The sequence below is a fragment of the Paenibacillus polymyxa genome (assembly GCF_015710975.1).
Lineage (GTDB): Bacteria > Bacillota > Bacilli > Paenibacillales > Paenibacillaceae > Paenibacillus > Paenibacillus polymyxa.
This window is the reverse complement of sequence record NZ_CP049783.1, coordinates 3069313-3093005: the sequence shown is the minus strand read 5'-3', so window position 1 is coordinate 3093005 and position 23693 is coordinate 3069313. Positions and strand designations below refer to the sequence as shown.

The 23693-nt window shown below is 46.5% G+C and carries 23 protein-coding genes and 1 pseudogene; 6 read left to right on the top strand and 18 right to left on the bottom strand.

Annotated features, from left to right (window positions below):
• Window positions 1-96: 96 nt before the first annotated feature.
• Together G7035_RS13885 and G7035_RS13880 are read right to left on the bottom strand one after the other, a co-directional pair.
• A pseudogene (locus tag G7035_RS13885) lies at window positions 97-1949 on the bottom strand (beta-glucoside-specific PTS transporter subunit IIABC).
• 70 nt (window positions 1950-2019) lie between these two features.
• A complete protein-coding gene (locus G7035_RS13880; RefSeq protein WP_019688482.1) occupies window positions 2020-3300 on the bottom strand; it encodes a glycoside hydrolase family 140 protein in 1281 nt (426 codons plus the stop codon).
• A gap of 215 nt (window positions 3301-3515) precedes the next feature.
• Between G7035_RS13880 and G7035_RS13875 the strand changes: the two genes are divergently transcribed.
• Complete coding sequence (locus G7035_RS13875; protein WP_019688483.1) at window positions 3516-4547, top strand: LacI family DNA-binding transcriptional regulator; 1032 nt, start codon at window positions 3516-3518, stop codon at window positions 4545-4547.
• A gap of 156 nt (window positions 4548-4703) precedes the next feature.
• On the opposite strand, the gene G7035_RS13870 is transcribed toward G7035_RS13875, so the two are convergent.
• Window positions 4704-5609, bottom strand: coding sequence for an NAD(P)/FAD-dependent oxidoreductase (locus tag G7035_RS13870; RefSeq protein ID WP_019688484.1), 906 nt, complete (start codon window positions 5607-5609; stop codon window positions 4704-4706).
• A gap of 114 nt (window positions 5610-5723) precedes the next feature.
• On the bottom strand, window positions 5724-6122 hold the full coding sequence (locus G7035_RS13865) for an Rrf2 family transcriptional regulator (RefSeq protein WP_016820094.1): 399 nt from the start codon (window positions 6120-6122) through the stop codon (window positions 5724-5726).
• Between the two features lie 339 nt (window positions 6123-6461).
• On the opposite strand from G7035_RS13865, the gene G7035_RS13860 reads away from it, so the two are divergent.
• Complete coding sequence (locus G7035_RS13860) at window positions 6462-7292, top strand: TolB-like translocation protein (protein WP_019688485.1); 831 nt, start codon at window positions 6462-6464, stop codon at window positions 7290-7292.
• Between the two features lie 44 nt (window positions 7293-7336).
• Here the strand turns inward: G7035_RS13860 and G7035_RS13855 are convergent, their stop codons facing one another.
• On the bottom strand, window positions 7337-7807 hold the full coding sequence (locus G7035_RS13855; RefSeq protein WP_016820092.1) for a L,D-transpeptidase: 471 nt from the start codon (window positions 7805-7807) through the stop codon (window positions 7337-7339).
• A 578-nt stretch (window positions 7808-8385) separates the two neighbouring features.
• Between G7035_RS13855 and G7035_RS13850 the strand changes: the two genes are divergently transcribed.
• Complete coding sequence (locus G7035_RS13850) at window positions 8386-9822, top strand: glycoside hydrolase family 1 protein (RefSeq protein WP_019688486.1); 1437 nt, start codon at window positions 8386-8388, stop codon at window positions 9820-9822.
• Window positions 9823-9925: 103 nt separating this feature from the next.
• Here the strand turns inward: G7035_RS13850 and G7035_RS13845 are convergent, their stop codons facing one another.
• The 3 genes from G7035_RS13845 to G7035_RS13835 all read right to left on the bottom strand — a co-directional run bounded on the left by G7035_RS13845 (window position 9926) and on the right by G7035_RS13835 (window position 12249).
• Window positions 9926-10855, bottom strand: coding sequence for an NAD-dependent epimerase/dehydratase family protein (locus G7035_RS13845; protein WP_017427333.1), 930 nt, complete (start codon window positions 10853-10855; stop codon window positions 9926-9928).
• A gap of 130 nt (window positions 10856-10985) precedes the next feature.
• Window positions 10986-11612: a DUF1796 family putative cysteine peptidase gene (locus tag G7035_RS13840; RefSeq protein WP_019688487.1), complete on the bottom strand. Its 627-nt coding sequence runs from the start codon at window positions 11610-11612 to the stop codon at window positions 10986-10988.
• Window positions 11605-12249, bottom strand: coding sequence for a DUF1796 family putative cysteine peptidase (locus G7035_RS13835; protein ID WP_016820088.1), 645 nt, complete (start codon window positions 12247-12249; stop codon window positions 11605-11607). Before G7035_RS13835 ends, G7035_RS13840 begins: the two co-directional genes overlap by 8 nt.
• A 241-nt stretch (window positions 12250-12490) precedes the next feature.
• Here G7035_RS13835 and G7035_RS13830 point away from each other — a divergent pair, with 241 nt between their 5' ends.
• Window positions 12491-12838 carry a hypothetical protein gene (locus tag G7035_RS13830; RefSeq protein ID WP_017427330.1) on the top strand — a complete coding sequence of 116 codons (348 nt, stop codon included), beginning with the start codon at window positions 12491-12493 and terminating at the stop codon, window positions 12836-12838.
• A 25-nt stretch (window positions 12839-12863) separates the two neighbouring features.
• A complete protein-coding gene (locus G7035_RS13825) occupies window positions 12864-13289 on the top strand; it encodes a hypothetical protein (RefSeq protein WP_019688488.1) in 426 nt (141 codons plus the stop codon).
• A 65-nt stretch (window positions 13290-13354) separates the two neighbouring features.
• Here G7035_RS13825 and G7035_RS13820 read toward each other — a convergent pair whose 3' ends face one another.
• From G7035_RS13820 to G7035_RS13805, 4 genes are read right to left on the bottom strand one after another with little or no spacing between them, the layout of a single operon-like run.
• The gene (locus tag G7035_RS13820) at window positions 13355-13528 is read right to left on the bottom strand and encodes a hypothetical protein (protein WP_016820085.1); all 174 of its coding nucleotides are present in this window, start codon (window positions 13526-13528) and stop codon (window positions 13355-13357) included.
• A gap of 22 nt (window positions 13529-13550) precedes the next feature.
• A complete protein-coding gene (locus G7035_RS13815) occupies window positions 13551-14771 on the bottom strand; it encodes a glycosyltransferase family 4 protein (protein WP_019688489.1) in 1221 nt (406 codons plus the stop codon).
• Window positions 14772-14804: 33 nt separating this feature from the next.
• Window positions 14805-16031, bottom strand: coding sequence for a sialidase family protein (locus tag G7035_RS13810; RefSeq protein WP_019688490.1), 1227 nt, complete (start codon window positions 16029-16031; stop codon window positions 14805-14807).
• Window positions 16031-17359, bottom strand: a complete 1329-nt coding sequence (locus G7035_RS13805) for a sialidase family protein (protein ID WP_016820082.1) — start codon at window positions 17357-17359, stop codon at window positions 16031-16033. The genes G7035_RS13810 and G7035_RS13805 overlap by 1 nt, the downstream gene beginning before the upstream one ends.
• Window positions 17360-17443: 84 nt before the next feature.
• Between G7035_RS13805 and G7035_RS13800 the strand changes: the two genes are divergently transcribed.
• Complete coding sequence (locus G7035_RS13800; protein WP_016820081.1) at window positions 17444-17821, top strand: hypothetical protein; 378 nt, start codon at window positions 17444-17446, stop codon at window positions 17819-17821.
• Here the strand turns inward: G7035_RS13800 and G7035_RS13795 are convergent.
• Genes G7035_RS13795 through wecB form a run of 6 tightly spaced genes read right to left on the bottom strand, consistent with a single transcriptional unit; the run spans window position 17818 to window position 23638 of the window.
• Window positions 17818-19017, bottom strand: a complete 1200-nt coding sequence (locus G7035_RS13795; RefSeq protein ID WP_019688491.1) for a glycosyltransferase family 2 protein — start codon at window positions 19015-19017, stop codon at window positions 17818-17820. The two genes, G7035_RS13800 and G7035_RS13795, sit on opposite strands and share 4 nt — an antisense overlap.
• Before the next feature lie 27 nt (window positions 19018-19044).
• Window positions 19045-19761 carry a glycosyltransferase gene (locus tag G7035_RS13790; RefSeq protein WP_019688492.1) on the bottom strand — a complete coding sequence of 239 codons (717 nt, stop codon included), beginning with the start codon at window positions 19759-19761 and terminating at the stop codon, window positions 19045-19047.
• Window positions 19758-20756 (bottom strand): NAD-dependent epimerase/dehydratase family protein, encoded by a 999-nt coding sequence (locus G7035_RS13785; protein ID WP_019688493.1) that lies wholly within the window; start codon window positions 20754-20756, stop codon window positions 19758-19760. Before G7035_RS13785 ends, G7035_RS13790 begins: the two co-directional genes overlap by 4 nt.
• Entirely contained in the window at window positions 20717-21571 is an 855-nt protein-coding gene (locus tag G7035_RS13780; protein ID WP_016820077.1) for a dTDP-4-dehydrorhamnose reductase family protein, read from the bottom strand. Before G7035_RS13780 ends, G7035_RS13785 begins: the two co-directional genes overlap by 40 nt.
• Window positions 21568-22554, bottom strand: coding sequence for a polysaccharide biosynthesis protein (locus G7035_RS13775; RefSeq protein WP_016820076.1), 987 nt, complete (start codon window positions 22552-22554; stop codon window positions 21568-21570). Before G7035_RS13775 ends, G7035_RS13780 begins: the two co-directional genes overlap by 4 nt.
• Window positions 22547-23638, bottom strand: coding sequence for a non-hydrolyzing UDP-N-acetylglucosamine 2-epimerase (gene wecB / locus G7035_RS13770; RefSeq protein ID WP_017427322.1), 1092 nt, complete (start codon window positions 23636-23638; stop codon window positions 22547-22549). The genes G7035_RS13775 and wecB overlap by 8 nt, the downstream gene beginning before the upstream one ends.
• Window positions 23639-23693 lie beyond the last annotated feature (55 nt).

Below are 23693 nucleotides of genomic sequence, written 5' to 3'. Positions count from 1 at the left end.
GTTTCATGATCCAAAAAAGCTGACGACAACCCTATTTTTACACACGGGCCATCGTCAGCTTGATGCGTTTGCTGTGCATTACTGAATATTAGGGAACTATCTGATCTTCAATAAACGTTCTCCTGTATGAATATCCTTCGAGTTTTCAGCTAAGATATCTGTGTACACCGCAGTATTGGTTACTATAACAGAGGTGGTGAGATCATATCCTTCATCCACTATAGCTTTTGGATCAAATTCAACCAGCTTGTCCCCTTTTTGAATCGTATCTCCTTCAGACACAAAAGAAGTGAAATGTTTCCCTTTTAAGCTGACCGTATTAATTCCAATGTGAATGAGCAGTTCAACTCCATCCTCAGAGATCAGTCCAATCGCATGTTTTGTTTTGAAAACGGTAACAACAGTTCCGTTAAACGGTGCGTAAGCTACCCCTTCTTGGGGATAATCGCGGCTCCCTGACCCATCGCACCACTGGAGAAAGCCTCATCTTTCACTGCGGTCAAACGAATCAATTCACCGTTTAAAGGACTAAATACCGTTTTTTCTTCCGCTTTGTTTTCAACTGCAACCTTAATTTCAGGCGCGGGTTTCGCATTCTTATAGCCGAAAAGATAGGTCAGAATAAATCCGACTACAAAAGCGACAACCAAAGATATAATAAAGCCAATGAAGCCTGCATCTATCCCCTTTGGATTAATGAATAAAGGGATACCAAAAATCCCGCCTGAGGCAAATCCATATGCTGTTGAGCCGAGTAAGCCCGCTGCAGCTCCTCCTACACCCCCAGCGATCGAGGCTAAAATAAACGGTTTTTTGGTGGGTAGCGTAACCCCGTAAATAGCTGGTTCAGTAACCCCCATCAAACCCGCGATGGTAGCAGAAGTCGCAATAGGTTTTAATTTAGGGTCGCGTGATTTCAAAGCAATGGCAAAAGCCGCACCTGTTTGCGCAAACGTAGTACAGAACAGCATACCGTTAATCGGATCAAACCCGTTCGTAACTACATTATTCAGGAGAATCGGAATGAATGCCCAATGCAAGCCGAAGATAATAATGCCCTGCCAGAATCCTGCCAGAACGAGACCAGCTATAGCCGGACTTAACTGGTAAATCCACATGGAGCCTTTGGCTAATCCATCGCTGATTATAGTTGCTATCGGCCCGACAACCAGAAAAACAATCGGTGATATAATGACCAAGGTCAGAAAAGGCACAATGAACATTTTAATGGATGCAGGTGCATACTTACTAATAAATTTTTCAACCTTAGCTGCCAAGAACGCCCCAATAATGATAGGTATAACAGAAGAAGTATAATTAATCAGAACGACAGGTATGGTCAAAAAGGACAGCGCCGTTTTATCCGTAAAAGCGGAAGTAATGGTCGGATACACCAAGGCTGCCCCCAAAACAGCAGACAGATACGGGTTTCCTCCGAATTTTTTACCTGCCGAAAACCCTAGAATAACCGGAAAGAAATAAAACATAGCGTCTGCTGTTGCATATAAAATTTTGTATGTGCCCATCTGATCAGTCATCCAGCCCAGAGATGTGCATAAGGCCAGCAGTCCTTTTAGAATCCCCACAGCAGCGAGCACACCCACAACGGGCATGAACACGCCTGAGATCACATCGACAAATCGGCTGAACAGGCTCGCTTTTTCATTCTTTTGATCGTCTTCAACTGCCTGATCTCCGTGCTTTACTCCCATCGTATCCAAAAGAGCCTCGTATACTTTGGGAACCTCATTCCCGATGACCACCTGGAATTGGCCGCCACTTTCCACGACGGTAATGACACCGTCAATCTGTTTAATTTTTTCTTTATCTGGCAATTGGTTATCCTTCAATTTGAATCTCAAACGAGTAACACAGTGAATGACACTGTTCACATTTTCGTTTCCCCCCACCGATCTAAGCACTTCTCTAGCTGTCTTTTGGTAATCCATCATGATCACTCCTGGATGCGTTTTCTATTTCTCCACTCCACCTGTAGCTTACTCCTGTTCTTCTCTGGTTTTATTTCGTTCCGATGATCACAACATCGCTTTCAAAACCATGCATACCAATGACGGATTGATCAGCCTGGACATCCACCTCCGTTTGGGCAAATCGTCTCTCCGCTAAATCAATGGTTGTAAACTTGTAGTCCTGCACGTTGATATTTAGCCGCACTTTCGTGTTAACCGGGATATACAAGACGAGGGTATTCTCGTTCCCCGCACCTCTGATCTCCTCTGTCTTGTTTAAAACAATATCCAACGGCTTTATGCCAATCAGGTTGTACATTTCAAACAAATATTTGATAAAGGAATAATCCCATGCGCCCTCAAAACGCAGTGCTGTTCTCCAATCATAGGGACTATCAAAGCCCTCTCCTTCTACAATTCCGAACTTCTTGCCTTTTTTATGCCAACTCCAAATGCCATGCGCTCCATAGGTAATTCCCGCTCCCCCGCCTGCCAGAAGACTGTGCCATGCTGCTTTTCTGGCATCTAGTGCAGTGTATCTTCCATACACATTGCGGCTGTAACTGATCTGTTCATAGCAAGGTTCTCCATTGATGACGGGACGTATCTCCGGCTTGTGATAAAAATGCTGGGCAATCTCATGGGCGACATGCTGAAACTCCGAATTATGTCCTGATTGATACATATAAAATCCAAGACCCTTGTGTTGCTCAAAAGCTTCAGGAATTTCCCTCAATCTCCCTTGGATATGCAGCGTAGTCAAGCTTGCCGGGCTTAATTGTTGTACCGTTTCCAGCGCCTTCAAATAGTACGCATTAGCACGTTCTGTAGGAAAATCAGTGTCCCCGCTGATCAAATAAACAGGCTCGAATCGGGAATAGCGGTTTACAACATAAGTTACATAGCTTTCAACGCAATCCAGCGGCATTTTATTGCCTTTCTGGAACATTTCAGCCCATGTATCCGGTACATAGTTACACCACAACAGAACCAGTGCTGGAATAAAGCCGCGCTCGACAGCCATCTGGATCATGACTTCCGCCCGCTCAAAATAAGCTTCGTTTAAGGTATGGTAGTCAAAATCTCCATTTTCCAGTAATGCAAATGGCTGTAGATTCAGGTCTGATTCGCTGGCATCCCATTGTCGGAGCATATTGATCTGTAAAACGTTGAAACCCTGCATTTTTCGATAGTCCAGGTAATCGCTCCACTCTTCAATAGTGGCGTTGGTAAATACGCTCCAGACGGTATCTGCCAAGTAAAAGAAAGGCTTGCCCTTTTTCACAAAACTTCTTTGATTTTCAGCCATGCTTAAGCTCAAACAAATCACCCTTTCACTCATAAACAAAACTAAACTAATGTATAATTTTATACGATATTAAATAAAATAAACTAAATAAAGCGTTCACAATTGAATATTAACACTATGTATCCGAAAAGGTCAACTCGTTTTACCTGTTGTTTGTTTAGTTTAATTTATAAACTAAACTTTATTATATAATCATGATATAATTTATATAGTTTAGTCCAATGGGAGGTTCCACGTTGAAAATAGATGATATTGCGAAGCTTGCCGGTGTTTCAAAATCAGCCGTCTCTTTAGCATTTAATAACAAACCCGGTGTTAGCGAAGAAACCAAAGAGCATATATTAAGAATTGCCCACGAGCATGGATATAGACCACGTACCATGAAGTCAAATAAGGAATTTACGAAGAGTCATCATGTCATTCGTTTTGTTGCATGCAAAAATACAGGCATCGTGACCGAACAATATGAATCACTTCCATTTTTCAATGAATTGATCCATCATATTACCCAGCAGGTGAGAGAACATGGCAATACTTTGATTTTCTCGTCATTTGACAGCCATAGCCTTGAAGAAGAATTATCTGCTCTGGAAAAGGACCAGCCTTCTTCAGGTATACTTCTGCTGGGCACCAATTTAACGTCCGAGATTATTCATTCTTTACAATCCATTCATTCCAATATCGTTATTTTGGATACCTGCTTTGAACACGTTGATGCCAGTTTTGTATCGATTAATAACTATCTTGGGGGGTACCAGGCAGGCCAATATTTAATCCAGTCCGGACACAGAAATATAGGATACGTACAATCCAGTACCAGAATTCTTAACTTTACAAAACGAAAAGAGGGGTTCATGGCTGCTTTAGAGGAGCACAATCTTGCCATAGGTCATGGGCTTACATTTGATATGCACCCGATGCTTGTCATGTCACAGGACGCATTTAAAACAGCTATTCATAAACTGAATGAGCTGCCTTCGGCCCTATTTTGTGAGAATGATTATATGGCGATCAGTGCTATTAAAACGTTTCAGGAAATGAACATTCGAGTGCCTGAACAAATTTCCGTCATGGGGTTTGATAATATTCATGAAGCTAAGGTCATTAGCCCGGAACTCACAACCATTCATGTGAAAAAGGATATTTTGGCCCGAACGGCTGTAAACTTGCTGATGGAAAGGCTTAATCACAATCAGGAGCACCATACTCAGGTTCTTGTAAATACAGAGGTTATTGAAAGAAGGTCTTGTATAGACGCAGAATTATAATCAAGTGAATAGAAAAAGGCCGCCATATAGGCGGCCTTTCAGCTTTTATACTTCTGAATTGTGATTTTATAGCGAATGAATCTAAGCGTTACCGGAAACGATAAATTCTCACTTCTCCTCATTATCTTTAACTATCATGAGAGCTTCAATTTCTCGTCATTCGTTAAAGTCTTCCTCTGTCAAATCCAGGTTTACACTCGCAGCGGTTCGGCTACCGTCGGCCGCAGCAAAAATCAACTGAGAAGGCATGAAGTATGAAGAATCCCCCGCAGCATATACACCAGGAATGGAGGTTCTCCCCGCTCCATCCGTTTGGATCCCGCCCGACTCGGTCCTTTCACAGCCCAAACGTTCTCCAAACGGTGCACTTTGCACAAATTGGGGGGTCACAAAGCCGCCGGCCCTTGGGACTTGAGTACCGTCCGTAAAGGACACATACTCCAGCTGTCCATGGTGACCGATGAACGCTGCAACAGGCTGCTCCATTACCGCGACTCCTTTAGATTGAAGTCGTTCTTTTTGCTCGTCCGACAAGAATGCCTGACCGTTCGTGCAGACAAGCAAATCCTTACTCCAGTTCAGGAGCAGTTTGGCTGTGTGATATATAGCTGGCGACTCAGAGACGAGGACAAGCGGTTGATCCCGTAACTCCCAGCCATCGCAATAAGGGCAATTAAACAAACTTCTTCCGTAGAACGTGTAAAAACCTTCGATCTCAGGGAATATCTCCTTTACACCCATCGCCAGTATCAATTTTCGCGCTTGAACACGAAGGCCTGAAGAATCAAATACCTCGAATCCGGATTCATTTTTCGTAACTGAAATAACCTCGGTTTGCAGATGATGCACAGATGGATACCGCAGTACTTCCTCATAAGCTACGCGGCGGAACTCGGCCGGCGTTACGCCATCTCTCGTAATGAAACCGTGCGACGCATGCGTAACCGCATTTCTGGGCCGGTTATTATCGATCAAAGCCACACTTCTTCTTGCCCTGCCCAGTACAAGGGCTGCATTCAATCCAGCAGGTCCTCCCCCAATAATAGCGCAATCGTACAGCATAACATCCAGCTCCTTTTACAAAGATATTAAAGACTCTTTATATCTATAATTAAAACAAAAAAAACACTTCACATAACTGGCGATCACCTTCTCTCTATTTATAGCCGCTCCCCTTTATACTTGCGCTTGCTTTTGGGCTAAATCGACCAATTTCGTATTTTTAAGATGGCCCTCCATTTTTTCCTCCGCTTCCCTCATTACAGCTTGAATCAGACATTCTGATCCATGGACAAAATCACATTCAAACAAAGAATTCGTCCCTTCAATCGCATGGATAATATCCAAAAAGGTAATATCGTCTTTATTGCGGGATAAGCGATAGCCCCCATTGGCTCCAGAGACCGATTCGATCATCCCCGCCTTCACAAGCCTCGTCAAAATTTTTGAAAGATACGTGGGTGAGACATTTTGGGATTCGGCCAATTGCTGGACACCTACGGGCTTCACCGACGAATCCTCAACGAGCATGAGCATGGTGTGCAGTGCATAATTGGTTGCTTTGGTAAATTTCATAACTACACCTCATTCACAGACTTATTGTATCTATAATATCTCTGAATCTGCAGGAATGTCAAGATTATAGGTTAAGTATAGAAAATCGAAGGGAAAAATTGCATTTTGCCTTCACCTCAATAACATCCAACCTTATAACAGAATGTTTGACTTGGGCTGGCCTGCTAGAGCGGGCGAAAGTATCACTCGCTCCTTCATGTTTTCCAATTGTTATGTAATTTTTTTCAATAAACAAGAAACAAATTCACGATTTCCACGTCTATGTATATAGATTTAATTTTAGGAAAACCTTGGATCAAGTCCTGAAGCCCAATATTTTTTTACAAAGGAGCAATTAAAATGAAAAATCCAAGACTAAAATACGCTACTGCTTTCCTGTCTAGTATAGTGCTTGTGGGAAGTGTAAGTGGCTTTTCTATTGCCAATGCTAATAGCACTTTACGCCCTAATACGCATGTTCAAAGTTCAGTTAATACTATAAATCCATCTGTTTACCAGTCTGTAACCAAATTTAAAAAGAGCGAGACCCCAAATCAGGTGATTTGGAAGGAGAACAACGTTTCGTTAGTGGCCAAAAAAATGGAGCTAGAAAATGCACCAAGCTCTGAGAAGAGTGTTATTACATCTATAACGATCAAAACAGGAGAACAGAATTACACCATTAAAACAGATGGATATAATGATAAACTGCGTAATATATCGAGCGCAGTATTATCTCCTTCTAATACATGGTTGGCTATCCAGGCACGGCGCAGTGCAGGAGATACGTTATTACTGATCAATCTTAAAACCGGAAAATCTACCATTGTAAATGATCTTTTAAAAGCTAAAGGCAAAAAAAGTGTAGAATCCATTGCTGCTTATAACTGGTCACCTAAAGAAGATCAAATTGCCTTTTCGTACGGTGATACATCAAGCAGCTCCATAGCCATTTATAACACCAAGAAGGATGCCTTTATATATCTTCCTAGGGAAACGGATTACATTAGCACAAGTCTGATTTTATGGCATAAAAATGGAAAAAGTTTAGACTATATAAGTGAGTATCCATCTGACCAAAAGAAGTTGTACAGATACTCAATGGACAGCAAAAAGGTGAAACCTGTTAAAAAAATTAGCCAGAACGAATTTCAAAAATGGTTCAAACTTGATAAATACAGTACAAATTAATACCAAATAGGGCGGAGTAAATCCCGCCCTTTGAATTTTTTGTTCTAGTTTATTGTGATTTTGCCGGAACTTCCGTTTTGCTCAAGCACTTGAATTAGTGCTCTTTGGTCACTGTTAGAAAGTCGGATGCAACCGTATGTTGGACGCAGAGGATACCAAGTCAGAGATGTGCTTGTAGCAGGGTCTCCGCCATGAATCATAATTTCGTCGCGGCCATTATTTGTAGCAGTCAGGAAGTTCCCACTTACTGCTTGATTCAGCCACACACGCTTATAAGGACCATAAGAATAGTCGGAGTCACCTTTCGCATAAACAATTGTTTTCGCAACCCCTGTAGGAATGTCTGCATATTTAAGTCTCCAGTTCGTATGGTCGTTACCATTCTTCGGATCATTTGATCCACGGCCTAAAGCTTCTACAGGTCCAAATACCAAACTACCACTATCGTTATAAACTTTCAGTGTTCCTTTGTAATCTCGATTAGATGGAAAATTAGCAATAATGTGATAACCCATTGTTAAACGCCTCCATTTAGTTTAGTTGAGAGTAGATTTGATAGAGTCGCTAACATCTAAATGGCTCCACATTCTTTAATGTTAGTCTTCAATTCCCTCTCACTTATGTAGGTGATTTAAGGCTGCGAATTACAACCAAATCGTGTAAAACGCGAGAATATATTTTTTTCCAATTCATGTACTTTGCTCGATGATCCCCTACACTTATTCTAGATCAAGAAAATTCCTCGCTGAATTTGAGTATCCCCTATAGCTAGAATAGTTATTGTATAAACATTTGGGTTACCCTGTATAATTTGAATTTATAGACAGGATGTGAAAAGAGTTGAGGAGTATACTCCAATATCAACCCCAGCAAAAGATTAATAAGCTGCCTCCAGTAGCGTAACCAGAAGCAGCTTATCGTCAAGGGCTCTTTATTTTTTGTATGATGAACTCTTTCATAAACTCATCATCTCATCTATTTTTCGTTCCTCGAAATTGCCAACAAGCGAACGACTGAATAATGCGCTAATGTAGAGATACACCCGCAGAGGATCGCTATGGGAAATCTATAGAATGAAAAGGAGAAACATATCATGGCTAAACACACAATACAAATTCCACCGAATTTCATGATGGGGGCAGCGGCTTCCGCCTGGCAGACAGAGGGCTGGAGCGGTAAACAGGAAGGTCAGGACTCGTATCTGGACGTATGGTACAAAAATGACCGCTATGCCTGGCACAATGGATATGGACCCGCGGGTGCAACCGATTTTTATAATCGTTATACCGAGGATATTGCGCTGATGAAGCAGATTGGACTGACTCATTATCGCACCTCTATTAATTGGGCCCGCTTCTTAACGGATTATGAGAATGTGGTGGTGGATGAAACCTATGCGGATTATATGGGCAAAGTCATTGACGAATTAATTGCAAGCGGAGTCGAGCCGATGATTTGTCTGGAACACTATGAATTACCTGCTTATTTGCTCGACAAATATGAGGGCTGGTCTTCCAAGCATGTGGTAGAGCTGTTTGTGAAATATGCGGAAAAGGTGTTTGAACGGTACGGGGATCGGGTCAAGCACTGGTTTACGTTTAATGAGCCCATTGTTGTACAGACTCGCGTCTATCTGGATGCCCTTCGCTATCCCTATGAACAAAACACACGGAAGTGGATGCAATGGAACTACAACAAAACGCTGGCTACCGCAAAGTGCGTACAGCTTTTCAAAGCCAAAAATTATAGTCAGAACGGGGCTAAAATAGGTGCTATTTTGAATCCCGAAGTGACTTATGCCCGATCCAGCGCCCCTCATGACCAGTACGCAGCACATGTGTATGATTTATTTTACAATCGGATATTTCTGGACCCGCTTATAAAAGGCGAATACCCGCAAGAATTGTTCGAGCTTATGAGCAAGCATGATATTGCATTTGAGGCTACAACGGAAGAACTGGCCTTGATTAAGGAAAATACCGTGGATTACGTTGGAATCAATCTCTACTCTCCCCACCGGGTCAAAGCGCAGAGTAAAGCATGGAACGAAAACATTCCTTTTCACCCCTCATACTACTATGAGCATTTCGAACTTCCAGGTAAAAGAATGAACAAGTCACGGGGCTGGGAAATTTATCCCAAGATCATTTACGATATGGGCATACGTATCAAGAACGAATATAACAATATCGAGTGGTTTGTCGCGGAAAATGGCATGGGCATTGAGAATGAAGCTGCTTTCAAAAATGAGGAACACATCATTCAGGACGACTATCGGATTGACTTTATAACTGAGCATTTATACTACACGTTACAAGCTGTAGACGCAGGCTCCAACTGTACAGGTTATATGCTGTGGGCCTTCACAGACAACGTTTCTCCTATGAATGCTTTTAAAAATCGTTATGGACTGGTGGAAATTAATCTGGAAAATGATCGAAGTCGGCATTTGAAGAAATCGGGCTACTGGTATCAAGCTGTTATCAAGGAGCGCTCATTTGTTGCTGATCTGGATGAAGAGTATAAGTAGTTAAATGGACAAGCTGGCTGGCGAAAACATATAAATTCGTCCAAACCAAAAAGAGGCTGAGAGGTTCTCTCAGTCTCTTGGTTGATTCGCGCGCTCGTTAGCCCTATACGCCTTCTTTGCCTGTGCCCATACTGCTCACGTACGTTTCCTTTAGACCGGCAGAGATACCGTATAGCGGTTCCCAACGAAGCCAATGTCTGGCGACTGCGTTACTCAGACAGCTGTGGTGAATATCTCCCGCCCGCGCCGGTGAATACACAGGGCGCACAGACGAACCGTGCAGCTTTAGTAAATCATAGGCCAGCCGATTGATGGACGTCGTTCGTCCCGTACTTACATGCACCGTGCGTTGGTCCGCTGCATGCATAGCCGCCATATTGGCTCGAACTATATCCTTGACGTACACAAAGTCACGGGTTTGCGTTCCGTCGCCGTGAATGAGCAAGGGGCTGCCTTTTTTCAGCCGCTCTATAAAAATAGCGACGACACCGCCCTCTCCCTTCGCTGCCTGACCGGGACCATACACATTTCCGTAACGCAAAATCGTGTAGTTCAAACCGTACAACCGATAAAAAAGCCGAATATACGATTCTGCGGTCAGCTTGGACAGTCCGTAGCCTGAAATAGGCTCCACGGGATCGTCTTCCTGAATACATTGCTTTTGCAGCTCTCCATATACGCCGGATGTGGAGGCAAATATGATTTTCGACACACCCGCATCACGACAGGCCTGCAACAAATGAATCGTCCCCAGCACATTCACATCCGCATCCTCATCGGGGTGATGGATGGATTGCTGCACATCAGCCTGTGCAGCCAAGTGAAACACAATATCCGGGCTTTCCCGAATCAGCAGCGTCCTGGCTTCAGGGCTGCGAATATCTGCAATATGCATGACCGCGCGCGGGTCTACATTTGCAGCATTCCCGGTCGTCAGATTATCCAGCACAAGCACTCTGACGCCCGAGTCAGCAAGCGCACGTACCAGCTGGGAACCAATAAATCCGGCTCCTCCGGTGACCAAAGCCTTCACTAGCGCACCCTCCTTTTAAACCGAAGCATCTATCTTCCCTTCGCATCATGTTATGCGATGCTCTACAGCTTGGCGCAGGCGCAAGCACAGGTGGAAGACAATCTATACGTGTTCCTATAGTCTCCGCACCTCAGACATGAAGTCTGACGTTGTCCAGCATATAACGCCACATTTCATCCTGACCGTTCCATATATCCTCGGGTGGCAGGGCTACTGAAACCAATCGCTCCAGTCCCCAATTCAGCTCCGTCACACCTTCAGTCCCTGTATAATCCACGTATAACAAGCGAAAATCATAGGTAACCCTCTGTGACAACACATCATGCAGTTCTACCGCCTGCTCCCGGCTGCCACCGACACGAACCAGCAGCAGACGGGAAGCCAATGCGAATTTCTCCAGTAAACGTGCGATGCGGCGATCAAGTGTCGTTTTGAATGTAGGATAAGACGCCAGCTGCTCTGATGTATTCTGGCTAACCGGAAAATGGTGTGCTGCTGTAACCTCATAGGACGCATCCTCAACCAGGAAGTTATGACCTCCGTAATCATGCCCTGTGACACGCAGGCTTTCAACATCCATAAAACGGGCAAATCGCTCATTCAGTAAACGACTGATCTGTGACAAATTGCCAGAAATCATCCAATCCAGCGGACCTGCATACGGACGCAGTCCGTTTTTATCCAGCTGAATCGATGGTAAGCAATGCCCTCCCAGGCTAAACACTGCGTCATATTCCCCTTGCAACCGTTCAAGCACGACGACCTCCCCTTTTCGACAAGGACATTCCCTCAAAAAGGGTGCGCCAGTGTGGATCACTCTTGTAATTCCATACATCGGCAAAAGGCATTTCCACTGCGCATACATGAGGAAGCTGCCAATCCACCTCCGTCAACTCCGTTACACCGGAACAATTCACCACTAACAACCGAAATTCATTCGCTACGATCCCCGACAAGATCCGCTCCAGTTCCTCTACTTCTTCATAGGTGCCCAGCATACGGACGAACAAGTTGCGCTTGGCCATCTGTGTTTTTGCAAAAAAACGTTCGATACGACGGTCTATCTTTTCCCTGAACTCGGGATAGGTCACCAGATCTGCGGACGTGTTACGTTCCTGCGGAAAATCGTGTACCGAGATCACATTATAAGCAATATCTCTGACCATATAATTCAGTTGGCTCGTACCAACGACACTTAAATTGGGCAAATCCATAAAACCTGCAAACCGATTCTCAAGCAAGCGATTCACATCAGAGAGCGTGTCAGACATCATCCAATCCAGCACCCCGGCAAACGGCCGCAAACGGTTCTTTTCCAATTGAATGGCAGGTGTACAGTTTTGCCCCAGACTGAAGACCGCGTCATATTCCCCTGCCAGCTGTGCGAGTCTCATAGCCGTGCCTCCTTTGTTAAAGCGACCCTTCCCCCGATCTAGCTCTATGCTTCTTCTGTAGTCAAATAGGGGCTTCAGGCCGCAGATTGTTCACTCTACATTACATGCACAGCATGGCAAAAAGGGTTGGACACTGACGCGCTTTTAGTCAAAGAGGCGTACAACTATCCAGTCCACTCGCGGTTATTTTTCATATCATATAAGGCTGGTAACCTAACGGAATTCAAGGAGGCATCATGATATGTCCGTGTTTCTTTTAACTGTCGATCATCATCTCGCTTACCACAGCGCCCATATACAAAGCTGCCATGTAACCTTTTTCAATCGTGAAAAGAGATCTGTTGATGTGCTGTTGGAAATGGGGAATGACAGTGGTGTTTTTAGGCGGCAACTTCTTCGGCTGAGCCCTTCTCCCGAAGCTGGCTCTGTACTGGAAATCAAAGATATGGAGGCAGCCCAAAATCCATTTTATCTGCGAGTGGTCACAAATATTTACAATCCAGAAACGCTGTTTATCTTGGCGGAATTTGTGGAGAACGGGAACGTAGTCGCTAAGCGGACAGCCAGTCATTTTACCGTGACACCTTAATGAACAGGCAGAGGAGGAAAATTGTATGTTGTTGAAATATACAGTTCAAAACAAAGCTGAAGCAGGCACATATGCACTGCCTTTTCAGGTTACCGAACAGGAGATCGTGCTCTCTACATTGATCATTCCTGCAGGTGAAGCTGAGGGCCACATTCTCATCGAAGTCTCTTTGGCATGGGAGAATCCGCTGCTCAACTGGGATATTGGGGAGCTGGATATTCGATTGCGCCGCAACGATGAGCAGGGACCCGTGCTGGATTGGCTGCAGGACTCCTGTTATCAGGAGGGATTTGCCGAGTTAAGCTATGAGGAAACAGCACGACAGGCAGAGACTCATGTATACTGCTTGACTGTACAATCAGCTGACCACCGTGCTGTTGTTACGGGACCACTTATGATGCGAGGCTCGGTTTATGTAGACCAAATGGATGACAACCCGGATGAACAATGAGCTGAAATAAACTAAAGGCAGGTGGGAATGTAAGCCCGACCTGCCTTTTTATATGGTCTGTATGCTCATGGCGCAGATTGTTTCAGCCGTTCCAAAATGTCAGCATCCGGCAGCTTATAATCCTCTGGCAGCGAGGTGTTAATTCGGTTCCAGATTGCATAATCGACCATCTGATCTGGATGTGACTGCTGGATTTCAAAAATACGGTTGTACAAGTCTCCAACGATAGGAAAAGTCATGCTCTCCCTCCTAACTATCGAATCAACGCACCTGATTAAGCGCTTGCCCATAAATATTGACGAGCCGTTCAATCATAACATCCAGCGACCAGTGCGCGGTTCCCCATGCCTTGGCACGATTCCCCATAGCTATCCGTACTTCATCCTGAGCGAGTAAATGCTGCAAATGAGCTGCAAGTGCCTCCACATCGCCAACCGGGGAAACCAGTCCAGTGTGTTCATGCTTCACCATTTCCGGCAGTCCACCCGCATCCGATACCACTGCCGGAAGCCCTATAATCTGTGCCTCCATGACCGAAAACGGCTGATTATCCTGTATGCTCGGATGTACAAAAAGGTCCGCCAGTTGTAAAAGGGCAGGTACATCTTCACGATGTCCGAGAAATACCACGTCTTCTTCCAGCCCCAGCTCCTTCGCCTGTGCCTGAAGCTCTTCCCTCTTATCTCCCTCCCCAACAATCCAGCAAACCCAATCCGTACGGCTTGCTTTCAACAGGCCAAGAGCGCTCATTAAATAATGTAGCCCTTTGATATAGACCAGCCGAGAAGGACAAATGATAACTTTTTTCCCCTCAGGTCGTGTCATGTCTGTTCCCCTGGCATGGACTTCCCAGAAGTGTTCGGTGTCTAAGCCATATTGGAAAGTGGCAATCTGCTGCTCAGGCACTTCGAACTCACGCACAAGCGTCTGCTTCATCCATTCTGTAGACGTAATCGTAATATCAGCGGAAATAGCGCCATAATGCTCCAGCGCCCAATAATATTTCCACATCAGCGTCTCGCGGTAACCCTCTTCATGATCCCGCTCCAGAGCCATCATGACTTCACGAGCCAGCGAGCCATGAATATTTGCTACCAACGCACTGTCTTTGCGTTTGACCCGACTTAGAGCACGAGTGGCTATGACATCTTGCGTATGAATCACATCATACTGCTCAACCCCGAAATAGGCTGCCGCCAGTTCCATACAGTATCGATCCTTTTCCACCGTCTGCACCCATGAATCCAAATGTAATACAGGGGCAGCTGATTCATTCAGCTTCGTATGCAGCAAGGGCAGCAATTGATCCTTCAGCAACTCCTTATCTTCAAAAACAATATGGTATTTAGGGGTATCCGGTCCGTTCCCCATCAAGTCTACCGTGTGACCCAGTAGCTCAAGTCTTCGTTTAATTTGCAGCATAAAGGGCCACACACCACCCAAATGAGGAATCGGCCAGTACGTAGCCAACAAAATTTTCAAAACAGCCCCACCTCCTCTGTCTCGTACGTTAAGCTACATTCCGTTGCTTCCGTAAATTTGCTGGAAACCCGATAATGCGTCTGTCCAGACCGCAAAAAAACCGTTATTCGGCACGATCGTTACATCAATAAAATTGCCGATCGTGACCACTGGAACAGGACTAATCCCGTTAGGATTAAAGGAACTGTCTGTTATTCTGAGGTTCGTAAATGTATTCCCTCCGTCAGATGATTCTGCAACAAATACATCTAATAAAGAGGCTATGATTTGATTGGTGTAGTACACAATCTTAATCACACCGGTCACGGGCGAAACATCAATGGCCGGGAAAAAATGCTGTGCTCCTGCACTGGCTCCTGTCACCGATTGCGGCGCAGTCCAGCTTAATCCACCATCCACGGACCGGGCAAGCAGCACATCCGCATACCCTGCCCGATTATCCTGCCAAACCGCATAAAGCGTCCCCTGATTCGGGCTGGTGGAACGATCTATGGCAATGTTGGCCGTCGGCAATACATTAAAGCCAAAACCGACCACAGGCAGCGGACTTGGAACTGGGACGACAGAGGACACTGGCAGCGAGGAACTGAACGAAGTCCCCCCATTGAAGGACACAATGACCTGATATTGGTTAACCGGATTCGTCACAATGTACCCGACATAAATCACCCCTGTAATGCTCACGGTGATTTCTCCGCGCGTGATCTGATTGGAACCAGGAGTGAGCACCACAGGTGTATTCCATGTGATTCCTCCATCCTGCGAGCGTTGAAAAAACATGACTGAGCCGCCGAAAAAGTCGGGGTTATACTGATGCGTATAACATAAATAGATGTTGCCGGTATAGGAGCTGACCTGTGAAGTATCGAATTTCACGCTGACTTCCACATTATTGACAAACGTCCCATACCCTCGTTGGGCAATCACGGGTGGATCAAATGTATTCCCATTGTCTCTGGACACATAGGTAGCGATGGTACCGCTCAAGCCGTCTGCGGTAAATACGTGACAAGCTATGACGAACAAATTGGGAAAACCATAGCTGACGCTATGGGATTCAGCCCCTACATAACCGACTGGCAGCGGTAAAATCTGCTGTGTGAAGGAGACACCGCCGTTATCTGAACGGTATACTGCTGTCAACGGCGGTCCGGTCGTAAAATCAATGGTAGCAGCTACTATGGTACCGTCGAGCAGATTGAAAGCCACACTCGGCTCCTGTGCCAGCCTTCCACTGGGCGTAAGCTGTACGTTCGGCATCAGGTTTCACCTCCCGGTACGCCAGCAAAAATCGTTAAACTGCCTGTGCGCGTATCCGTCCAGACGGATATATAGCTGTTCGGTGGTACAATGGCGATATCAATGTAGTCGCCGATCAGTTCTGATTCGCCCCCACCTACATTCGGGTTAAAGGAAGTCGTTGTGAGACGACTGTTCGTAAAGGTATTTCCCCCATCTGATGATTGAGCGGCGAACACATCCAGATTAAAGCCGTCCAGGCGATTCGTATAGTAGACAACAACGACCAGCCCCGTCTTGGGCGACACTGCAATCGCAGGGAAGAAATTTTGAGAACCCGGCGGGCTGTCTGTCACAATGACTGGGGCGCTCCAGGTACCGCCAAAATCGCTGGATTTGGACAACAACACATTGCTGTAGCCCTGACCAAAATCCTGCCACACGGCATATAGCGTATTTGTTGTAGAAGGCACCCCCGAGCAGTCTGCTGCCAAGCAGGGAGAATTCAATACACGAAAATCATATCCGGGGACGGGCAACGGACTAGGTACCAGTGTTATGTTGGACACAAGAATATCCCCGCTAAAAGTGGACCCTCCATCAAAAGAACGCCGGATAAAGAAAGCCGGTGTTTGCGGCCCCGTACGAATCCAGCTGACATATACACTGCCATATTTGTCGACCGCAGGCTCAGGCCGCTCTGTGGAGGACTGGATATTGGAAAGCATTAACGGTCGATCCCAGGTCAATCCTCCGTCAGTGGAGCGCTGGTAGAAGGCCGCTGACCGAGCATTAACCTCTACGTTGTATTGGCGGTTATACGTAACGTAGACATGCCCTAGATACGGACTTGCCCCTGCGTTATCTGTCGTAATATTGGTCCAGTCATTATTAATGTAATCTCCATAGCCTGGGTTAATGACCACCGGAGGATCAAAACTGGCCCCATTGTCCGTAGAACGGTAGATCACGACAGCCCCGTTCTCATTTCCCGGAAACACATGCGCCGATACGATAAAAATATTGGGGAAAAGATAGGCCACCATTCCTGCCTCTGCTCCTGTATATCCCGGTGGGAGTGGCAGTAACGTATCGGTCCAGTTCGCCCCGGCGTCCAGTGAGCGATACAGTCCAATTAAAGGGGGCCCGCTGCTAAAGTCAACAGCTACAGCCACAACGATATTCGGATTCAGCAAATTAACAGCAACACTAGGCTCAAACTTGGGCAGGCCGCTGGGTGTTACTTGAAAATTCAAAGGCATCGCGAGCATTCCCTTCATTATATATAGATATGCCTGAAGTGCTTCTATCAAAATGTACTTTTTTCGGTATAGCCTACAGACAACCATACAAGCTTTCCTCTCCATAGATTCATAGTATAGAAGCATCCCTATTGAGGGATTCCATCATACTGTTTTGAGAGGATGATTCTATTGGCTTTTACAACCGGATATATGACAAACACAAGGGATTTTGGTACTGCCTGCTCCAATGTTGTTGTAAATTTGGTCAATGAGGACACAGTGAACGCGGCAACCGTGACCATCCAAATTTTTTTCTCACTCGTACCGGATACCAAGACACCACTGTACGTAACATCGGTTAATTTGCCCGCAAACTCGATTGCACGCCGGACCTTCTTTATACAAGGGGTTCTTGCCTATGAGGTGCAATACAACGTAGTCTCCGTCGCTCCAGCCAATGTTGTGCTTTCCAACTTTGGACTGGATCAGTTTGGTAATGTTGTACAGGAGCATCGTGTTCTCCAGTCCGAGCTGACCACAATCCCGGCACTGTCCCCTGTTATTTAAAAGCCACCCTGTTCCAGTGCCTGATGCAATCTGTGGGTATAATACACGTAATTCCATTCCGGCGGAACGGACTGAACCCCTCGGCCGCTGCCGATGGTTGAGTGGTCATCTGTATAGTAGGAAAAGGCATGTGTATCCTGCAAAGGGCGCAATAAATCCGTAAGATACAACAAATCTGTCACGGCAATATAAGGTTTGACACCGAAGCATACAACAAAGCGTGTTGTCGTTTCACCAATCGCCTGAATCAGTGCTTCCTTGACGGAATAATGCGGTCTCGGCGTTACGATTAGCCGAGGGTCAAGCATCATTTCCAGAAAGGAAGAAGCTCCCTGTTCCGGCGTAATATCCAGCAACCGCACGATGCAATTACTGTAATGCTGCTCCAGCAGATTATCGAGCAACGGCTCAGCTTGAGCCATATCTGTAATAGGCATTAAAATGGTCATTTCAAGTGGGATACCCCGGCGGGCCCTGGCCTCATGTTTGGCGATTTGAAATGCATGCCGCCAGCGTCGATGTTCTTTTTGGCTGCGCAAGCTGGCCGATACACTAAAAGCAGAATCCACCCGATAATCCATCAGGATCTCCGGGATGAATTTCATGTTGCATGTCTCGGTCAGCCGCAGCCAGTAATCATAATCCTCTACAGGTTGCAGCCGATAGCCGTCGATCAGACGGGCATATTGGCTTTTGTACATAAATGACACCCCGACAATGCTGGCGTTCAACAATTCGTGATGCGGCTGACTTTGGTACCGAATCAGCGCTTGTTGATGCTGCTGGTCGTATAACGGATTACCCGCAGCGTCAATCTGACGGAAGGTGGAGAACACAAGTCCAAGCGAATCGGGCCCCCGCTCTAGCTCGCACCGCAATCGTTCGATAAAGGATGAATGATACACATTGTCGCTGGATACCCAGGTCACATACTTGATCGCTGGATCTTTAAACAACTCATCGAATCCCCGGTTAAGGGCATGGGATACTCCTTGGTTCTGAGGGAGTGTAACTAACTGAACGCGCGGGTCTCCCATTGCTGCGTGAAGCGCCGGCTCTATCATTTCCGGCGCCCCGTCAATCACAATGATGAAGCGAAATGCCCTGTAACTCTGGGCTAGTACGGATGAGATCGCAGCTTGCAGATAACCAATATCCTGTTTGTACAGCGGCATAACAATCCCCGTATCTACCATATCAATCCCCCCTGACAAACTTTCGCTTCATGAGGATAAACCGCCCAACATCTGACTGAAGCGATCTCGATAACGTGCTTGGGTGATGTTGTACTCCTGTTCCACAGCAGGCCAATATTTTTTGGTTCCCATTTCATCATGCCAGCGGTAGTTAACCAAGGACTCGTTCAGAAAAGGAAATGGATATCCTGCCAGCATTACTCGGTACCACATATCCAGATCATGGGTGTACGGCAGCAGTTCATCGAACAAACCGATATGTGCAAACAGCTCCTTTTTGAACATCACCGTACATCCATTGACCGGATTCCCCTGCTGGAAAAAACGGTAAAACTCCGTCAGGGACGGAAATACAGCAGCTGCTTGATAGGCTGTGACTTGGCTGTGTTGATTGATGAAATTGAAATTAGTATGAGAGATGTATGCACTCTGTTCGATCATAAAAGAAACCTGGTTATTAATTTTGTCCCTATGGTAGGTATCGTCGGAGCTGAGCCACGCAATATATTCACCGCTGGCATGCCGGATACCATGATTCAAAGCGCTGGCTGTTCCACCGTTAGACTTGCCCAAATAATGTATATAGGGAAGATAGGGCTGAAGCATATTAACATGTGTGGTGGACCCGTCATCGACGACAATAATCTCAAGCGGCCCATAGGTTTGCTCCAAAGCGCTTTGTAAAGCCTGATCCACATATGCACAGTTATAAAAGGGAATGACGATCGTTACTTTTGGTCTCATATCGTTCCTTCCTTTCCAGCTCGGCGGTATTGAATCATATCCTCCAGCGATTGCCCCAGCTGTATGGTCGGCTTCCAGCCCATCTCCTCCAGCTCCTGCGCCCGATATGCCTCCGTTGCCGCTGGCTCGGCTATATCTCCCCATTGTATGGGAATAGATATTTTCGCCAGCGCAACCATACGTTCCACGATATCTCCCAGTTCCACAATGCGGCCTGTGCAGACCGAGTAAATTCGGCCTGGCACTCCCTTTTCCAATAGCACGCCATAGGCGCGAACTGCATCACGAACGTCGAGAAAATCACGCTGCGCATGTCGGGAAGACACGCGAAACGGAGCTGCCTCCGTTACGAATTGCTCTTTCATGCGTTCTGTCCGAACGATATACCCCGCGAGTAATGCACAAAAGCCGGTGGATGGACCCGGGCCAATCAGGTTGCAAGGCTCTGCCAACATGACAGATTGCTCGAACAGCGCGCCCCACGAGAGCGCGACTGCCTCTTGAATGCTTTTGCTAAGGCTGTATGGATGCGTTGGATGGTATGGTGCCTGTAAAGCCGTCTTTAGCCGAGAACCCGCAACAACAATTCTGGCTTGGGGGAAAGGTCGCAGTACATCGAGCAGATACAGGGTGGACAGTACATTGGATTCCATATATAGCAATGGACTCTGCCAAGATTCAGGTACGGAATTTTTGCCACCCAGGTGAAGCACATAATCCGGAGCAATGTGTCGAATCACTTCGCCCAGACGTTTCTTGTCGAGCAAGTCGCACACATAAGGTGTAATACAGCCACGTGTGCCCGCTTCCAGGCTGAAATCCCCATCATTTTCAGTCTGTGAGGTCAATTTTGTAGCAGAAGCGGCAGTGCGAGTCAGCGCTGCCACCTCCCAGCCAAGTTTTGCAAAATAGCGGCAGGCATGCATCCCGGTATAGCCCGCCGCTCCGGTAATGGCTATGACTGGCCGACGTTGTTCCGCTGTGCTTCTGTCCATTCCAGCAGCTCCTTCAGCATGATGCTGTAGTGAGGAACATCGTAGAGCAGATCGGCCCGGGTAGAACGAAGCGTCCGGTCCTGCACCGGCTCATCCTTCGGCACGATCCGAATATCCTCTCTCTTCCAGATATCTTTGAACAGAAGCAGCAAATCATGCTTGCTGATCGGTTCAGGGTGAACCAGATGAATGAGTCCGTCCAACGGCTCATTCATCAACACTTGTATCGCTTTTGCTAATTCCAGCGTTGTGACTCCGTTCCAAAAGACCCGGCGGTATCCGTCAACGTCTCCGCTCTGTTGCAAGAACCAGTGCAGCAAGCCAATCCCGCCTGACCGAATCTCCGGTCCGATAATAGAGGTACGGATGGTCAGATGCCGTGGTGCCTTTACTTCTCCGAGTATTTTCGTCAAAGCATAGGCACTTGTCCCATCAGGTTGATCTGTCTCCTCATATAGGCCAGGAACCCGCTTTCCTTCGAATACGCAATCCGTGCTGATATGAATCAATCGGGCACCGATACTGTCCGCCGTCTGCCGGAGAAGATGCGGCAGCAATCCATTGATTTGGTATGCCGCAATCTGATCTTTCCCGGCATATTGATTGAGTACGCCAACCGCGTTAATAATTACGTCTGGCTGTACACTCCGTACCAGCTGCTCCACCATAAAGCTGTCCTTTACATCCAGCAGGAGACCGCCTTTATTTGCGGAATCACGGGTGGTATAGAACACGTTATACCCGCTCTGGTTTTGAAAATACTTAACCAGAACATGGCCTGCCATGCCGTTCCCGCCCAAAATAAGCAGCTTCATTTGATGAACCCCCCGCTTTGGAGAATGCTTCGAATCTCCTCTTTTGACATCAAATTGAATTCCGAACTAAAGCTGCTGAACGATACCGGAGGGCACTGATTATAACGGTCCTTTAATTGAGGAATATTCAGTGTCGGGAGAATGACCAAATATTGCTCGTCATATACTACCGTTGTCAGGCTTTCAAAGTCACTCATCAAAATCTCGTGTATTTTCTCACCGGGACGGACGCCCTTTTCTATGATTTCTACATTTTCCACGCCTGAATCCTCAATGAGCACCTCAGCCAAATCCACAATACGGCAGGTTGGCATGGTCATGATAAAAATTTCGCCGCCAACGCTTTCTACTGAAGCTTTGAACAGTAGACTGATGGCATCACGCAAGGTCAGGAAGAAGCGGGTCATGTTCATATCTGTGATGAAAACCTTGCCCTTTTGGCGAATCTGGCTTTGGAACAAATGCACCACGCTTCCGTTTGTACCCAAAACATTACCGCCGCGTACCGTCACAAAACGTGTATCACTATTCAGCAAATTGGCGTAAACAATCAGTTTTTCTCCAATCGCCTTCGTCATACCATAAAAATTGGAAGGGTTGGCCGCCTTGTCAGTCGATATATATATGACCTTCTTTACCTGATTGGCGACAGCGGCCTCGATTACATTTTGGGTGCCTACGACATTCGTTTTGAGCGCCTCATAGGGCTGATCCTCACAGACAGGTACGTGCTTGAGAGCCGCCAAGTGGAATACATAGTCTACTCCTTGGCAAGCGGTAGTCAGCGCATCCTTATCCCGAATATCCCCAATACAGAAGCTGAGTCGTTCATCCTCAAACTGCCTGTTCATTGCAACCTGACTCGATTCTCCGCGTGAAAAGATAATGACTTCTTTGGGGTTACGCGGCAATAACTGGGCAACCAGCTCATGCCCCCAGGAGCCGGTACCGCCGGTAACCAAGATACGTTTGTTTTCAAACATGCCGTTTCCCTCCAAGCAGAAATTTTACTACCTTATCCGACACATCTTCCGCCAGATAGCCTGCGGGACATTGCCACTTATGAGCTATCCCGGTCATTAAGGCTACCGCATTTGCTATAACCTCGCCATCAAGACCGGACACGATATTGCTACCGCAATCTACCGTTTCCGGCCTTTCGGTCGTGCGACGCATCGTGACCGTCGGCACCCCCATGACACAGCATTCTTCCTGTACGGTACCGCTGTCCGTCAAAGCGCAGCGGGCATGTCGCTCCAGCAGAACGAAGTCAAAAAAACCGAACGGCTCGTGGAATTCTACCAGCGGATCAAGCTGGATCGGCGGGTGGCTTGCGATCCGGGCGGCCGTGCGGGGATGAATACTGCAAATGACACGCTGCCCGAACTGCCGGGCTACCCGGTTAAGACCATCCAAAATAGCCAGCAAATGCGGCGGATGGTCGACATTTTCAGCTCTGTGGGCAGTGACCAGGAAATATTTTCCTATCGACAGTCCTAACTTTTTCAGAATTTCGCTGCCGGATACCTCTTTCTCATAGTGTTGCATTACTTCATAGATCGGATTTCCAGTCAGTATAATTCGTTGGCTTGGAAAGCCTTCGCGTAGTAGATGCTGCTTGCTTTGCTCTGTATAAGGCATATTAATGGTAGAAATCGCATCAATGACGCGCCGATTCTTCTCCTCTGGCACATCCAGATCATAGCAGCGGTTCCCTGCCTCCATATGCACAACGGGGTAACCCATACGTTCCGCAAGCAGGGCACATAAGGCGCTGTTCGTATCACCTAGCAAAAGTACATGATCCGGGCGTTCCTTGTTTAAAATGTCCTCCATCTGCGAGTACATGGCAGACAGTTGTTTGCCCAGCGTTCCCGCTTTCTCCTGAAGCACATAATCCGGGGCGCGCAAACCCAGCTCGCGGAAGAATTGTCCGCTCAGGCTTTCCGTATAATTTTGGCCCGTATGCACAAGCACATGTTCATCTGCATAATGGTCCAGCTTCGGAATAATCAGGCTGAGCCGTATAATCTCCGGTCTTGTGCCGAGCACGGTCAATATTTTCATGGTTTTGGAACCCACCTTTGCTGTCGTTGTTTCATAGAACTGTGGAGTTCAATGA

Bases quoted from the DNA above. Each gene is read 5' to 3' on its own strand.
- G7035_RS13850 (WP_019688486.1), top strand. From the start codon at position 8,386: ATGGCTAAACACACAATACAAATTCCACCGAATTTCATGATGGGGGCA.
- G7035_RS13830 (WP_017427330.1), top strand. From the start codon at position 12,491: ATGTCCGTGTTTCTTTTAACTGTCGATCATCATCTCGCTTACCACAGC.
- G7035_RS13785 (WP_019688493.1), bottom strand. From the start codon at position 20,756: ATGGACAGAAGCACAGCGGAACAACGTCGGCCAGTCATAGCCATTACC.
- G7035_RS13825 (WP_019688488.1), top strand. From the start codon at position 12,864: ATGTTGTTGAAATATACAGTTCAAAACAAAGCTGAAGCAGGCACATAT.
- G7035_RS13795 (WP_019688491.1), bottom strand. From the start codon at position 19,017: ATGGTAGATACGGGGATTGTTATGCCGCTGTACAAACAGGATATTGGT.
- G7035_RS13860 (WP_019688485.1), top strand. From the start codon at position 6,462: ATGAAAAATCCAAGACTAAAATACGCTACTGCTTTCCTGTCTAGTATA.
- G7035_RS13870 (WP_019688484.1), bottom strand. From the start codon at position 5,609: ATGCTGTACGATTGCGCTATTATTGGGGGAGGACCTGCTGGATTGAAT.
- G7035_RS13855 (WP_016820092.1), bottom strand. From the start codon at position 7,807: ATGGGTTATCACATTATTGCTAATTTTCCATCTAATCGAGATTACAAA.
- G7035_RS13820 (WP_016820085.1), bottom strand. From the start codon at position 13,528: ATGACTTTTCCTATCGTTGGAGACTTGTACAACCGTATTTTTGAAATC.
- G7035_RS13865 (WP_016820094.1), bottom strand. From the start codon at position 6,122: ATGAAATTTACCAAAGCAACCAATTATGCACTGCACACCATGCTCATG.
- G7035_RS13775 (WP_016820076.1), bottom strand. From the start codon at position 22,554: ATGTTTGAAAACAAACGTATCTTGGTTACCGGCGGTACCGGCTCCTGG.
- wecB (WP_017427322.1), bottom strand. From the start codon at position 23,638: ATGAAAATATTGACCGTGCTCGGCACAAGACCGGAGATTATACGGCTC.
- G7035_RS13805 (WP_016820082.1), bottom strand. From the start codon at position 17,359: ATGGTTGTCTGTAGGCTATACCGAAAAAAGTACATTTTGATAGAAGCA.
- G7035_RS13810 (WP_019688490.1), bottom strand. From the start codon at position 16,031: ATGCCGAACGTACAGCTTACGCCCAGTGGAAGGCTGGCACAGGAGCCG.
- G7035_RS13790 (WP_019688492.1), bottom strand. From the start codon at position 19,761: ATGAGACCAAAAGTAACGATCGTCATTCCCTTTTATAACTGTGCATAT.
- G7035_RS13835 (WP_016820088.1), bottom strand. From the start codon at position 12,249: ATGAGACTCGCACAGCTGGCAGGGGAATATGACGCGGTCTTCAGTCTG.
- G7035_RS13780 (WP_016820077.1), bottom strand. From the start codon at position 21,571: ATGAAGCTGCTTATTTTGGGCGGGAACGGCATGGCAGGCCATGTTCTG.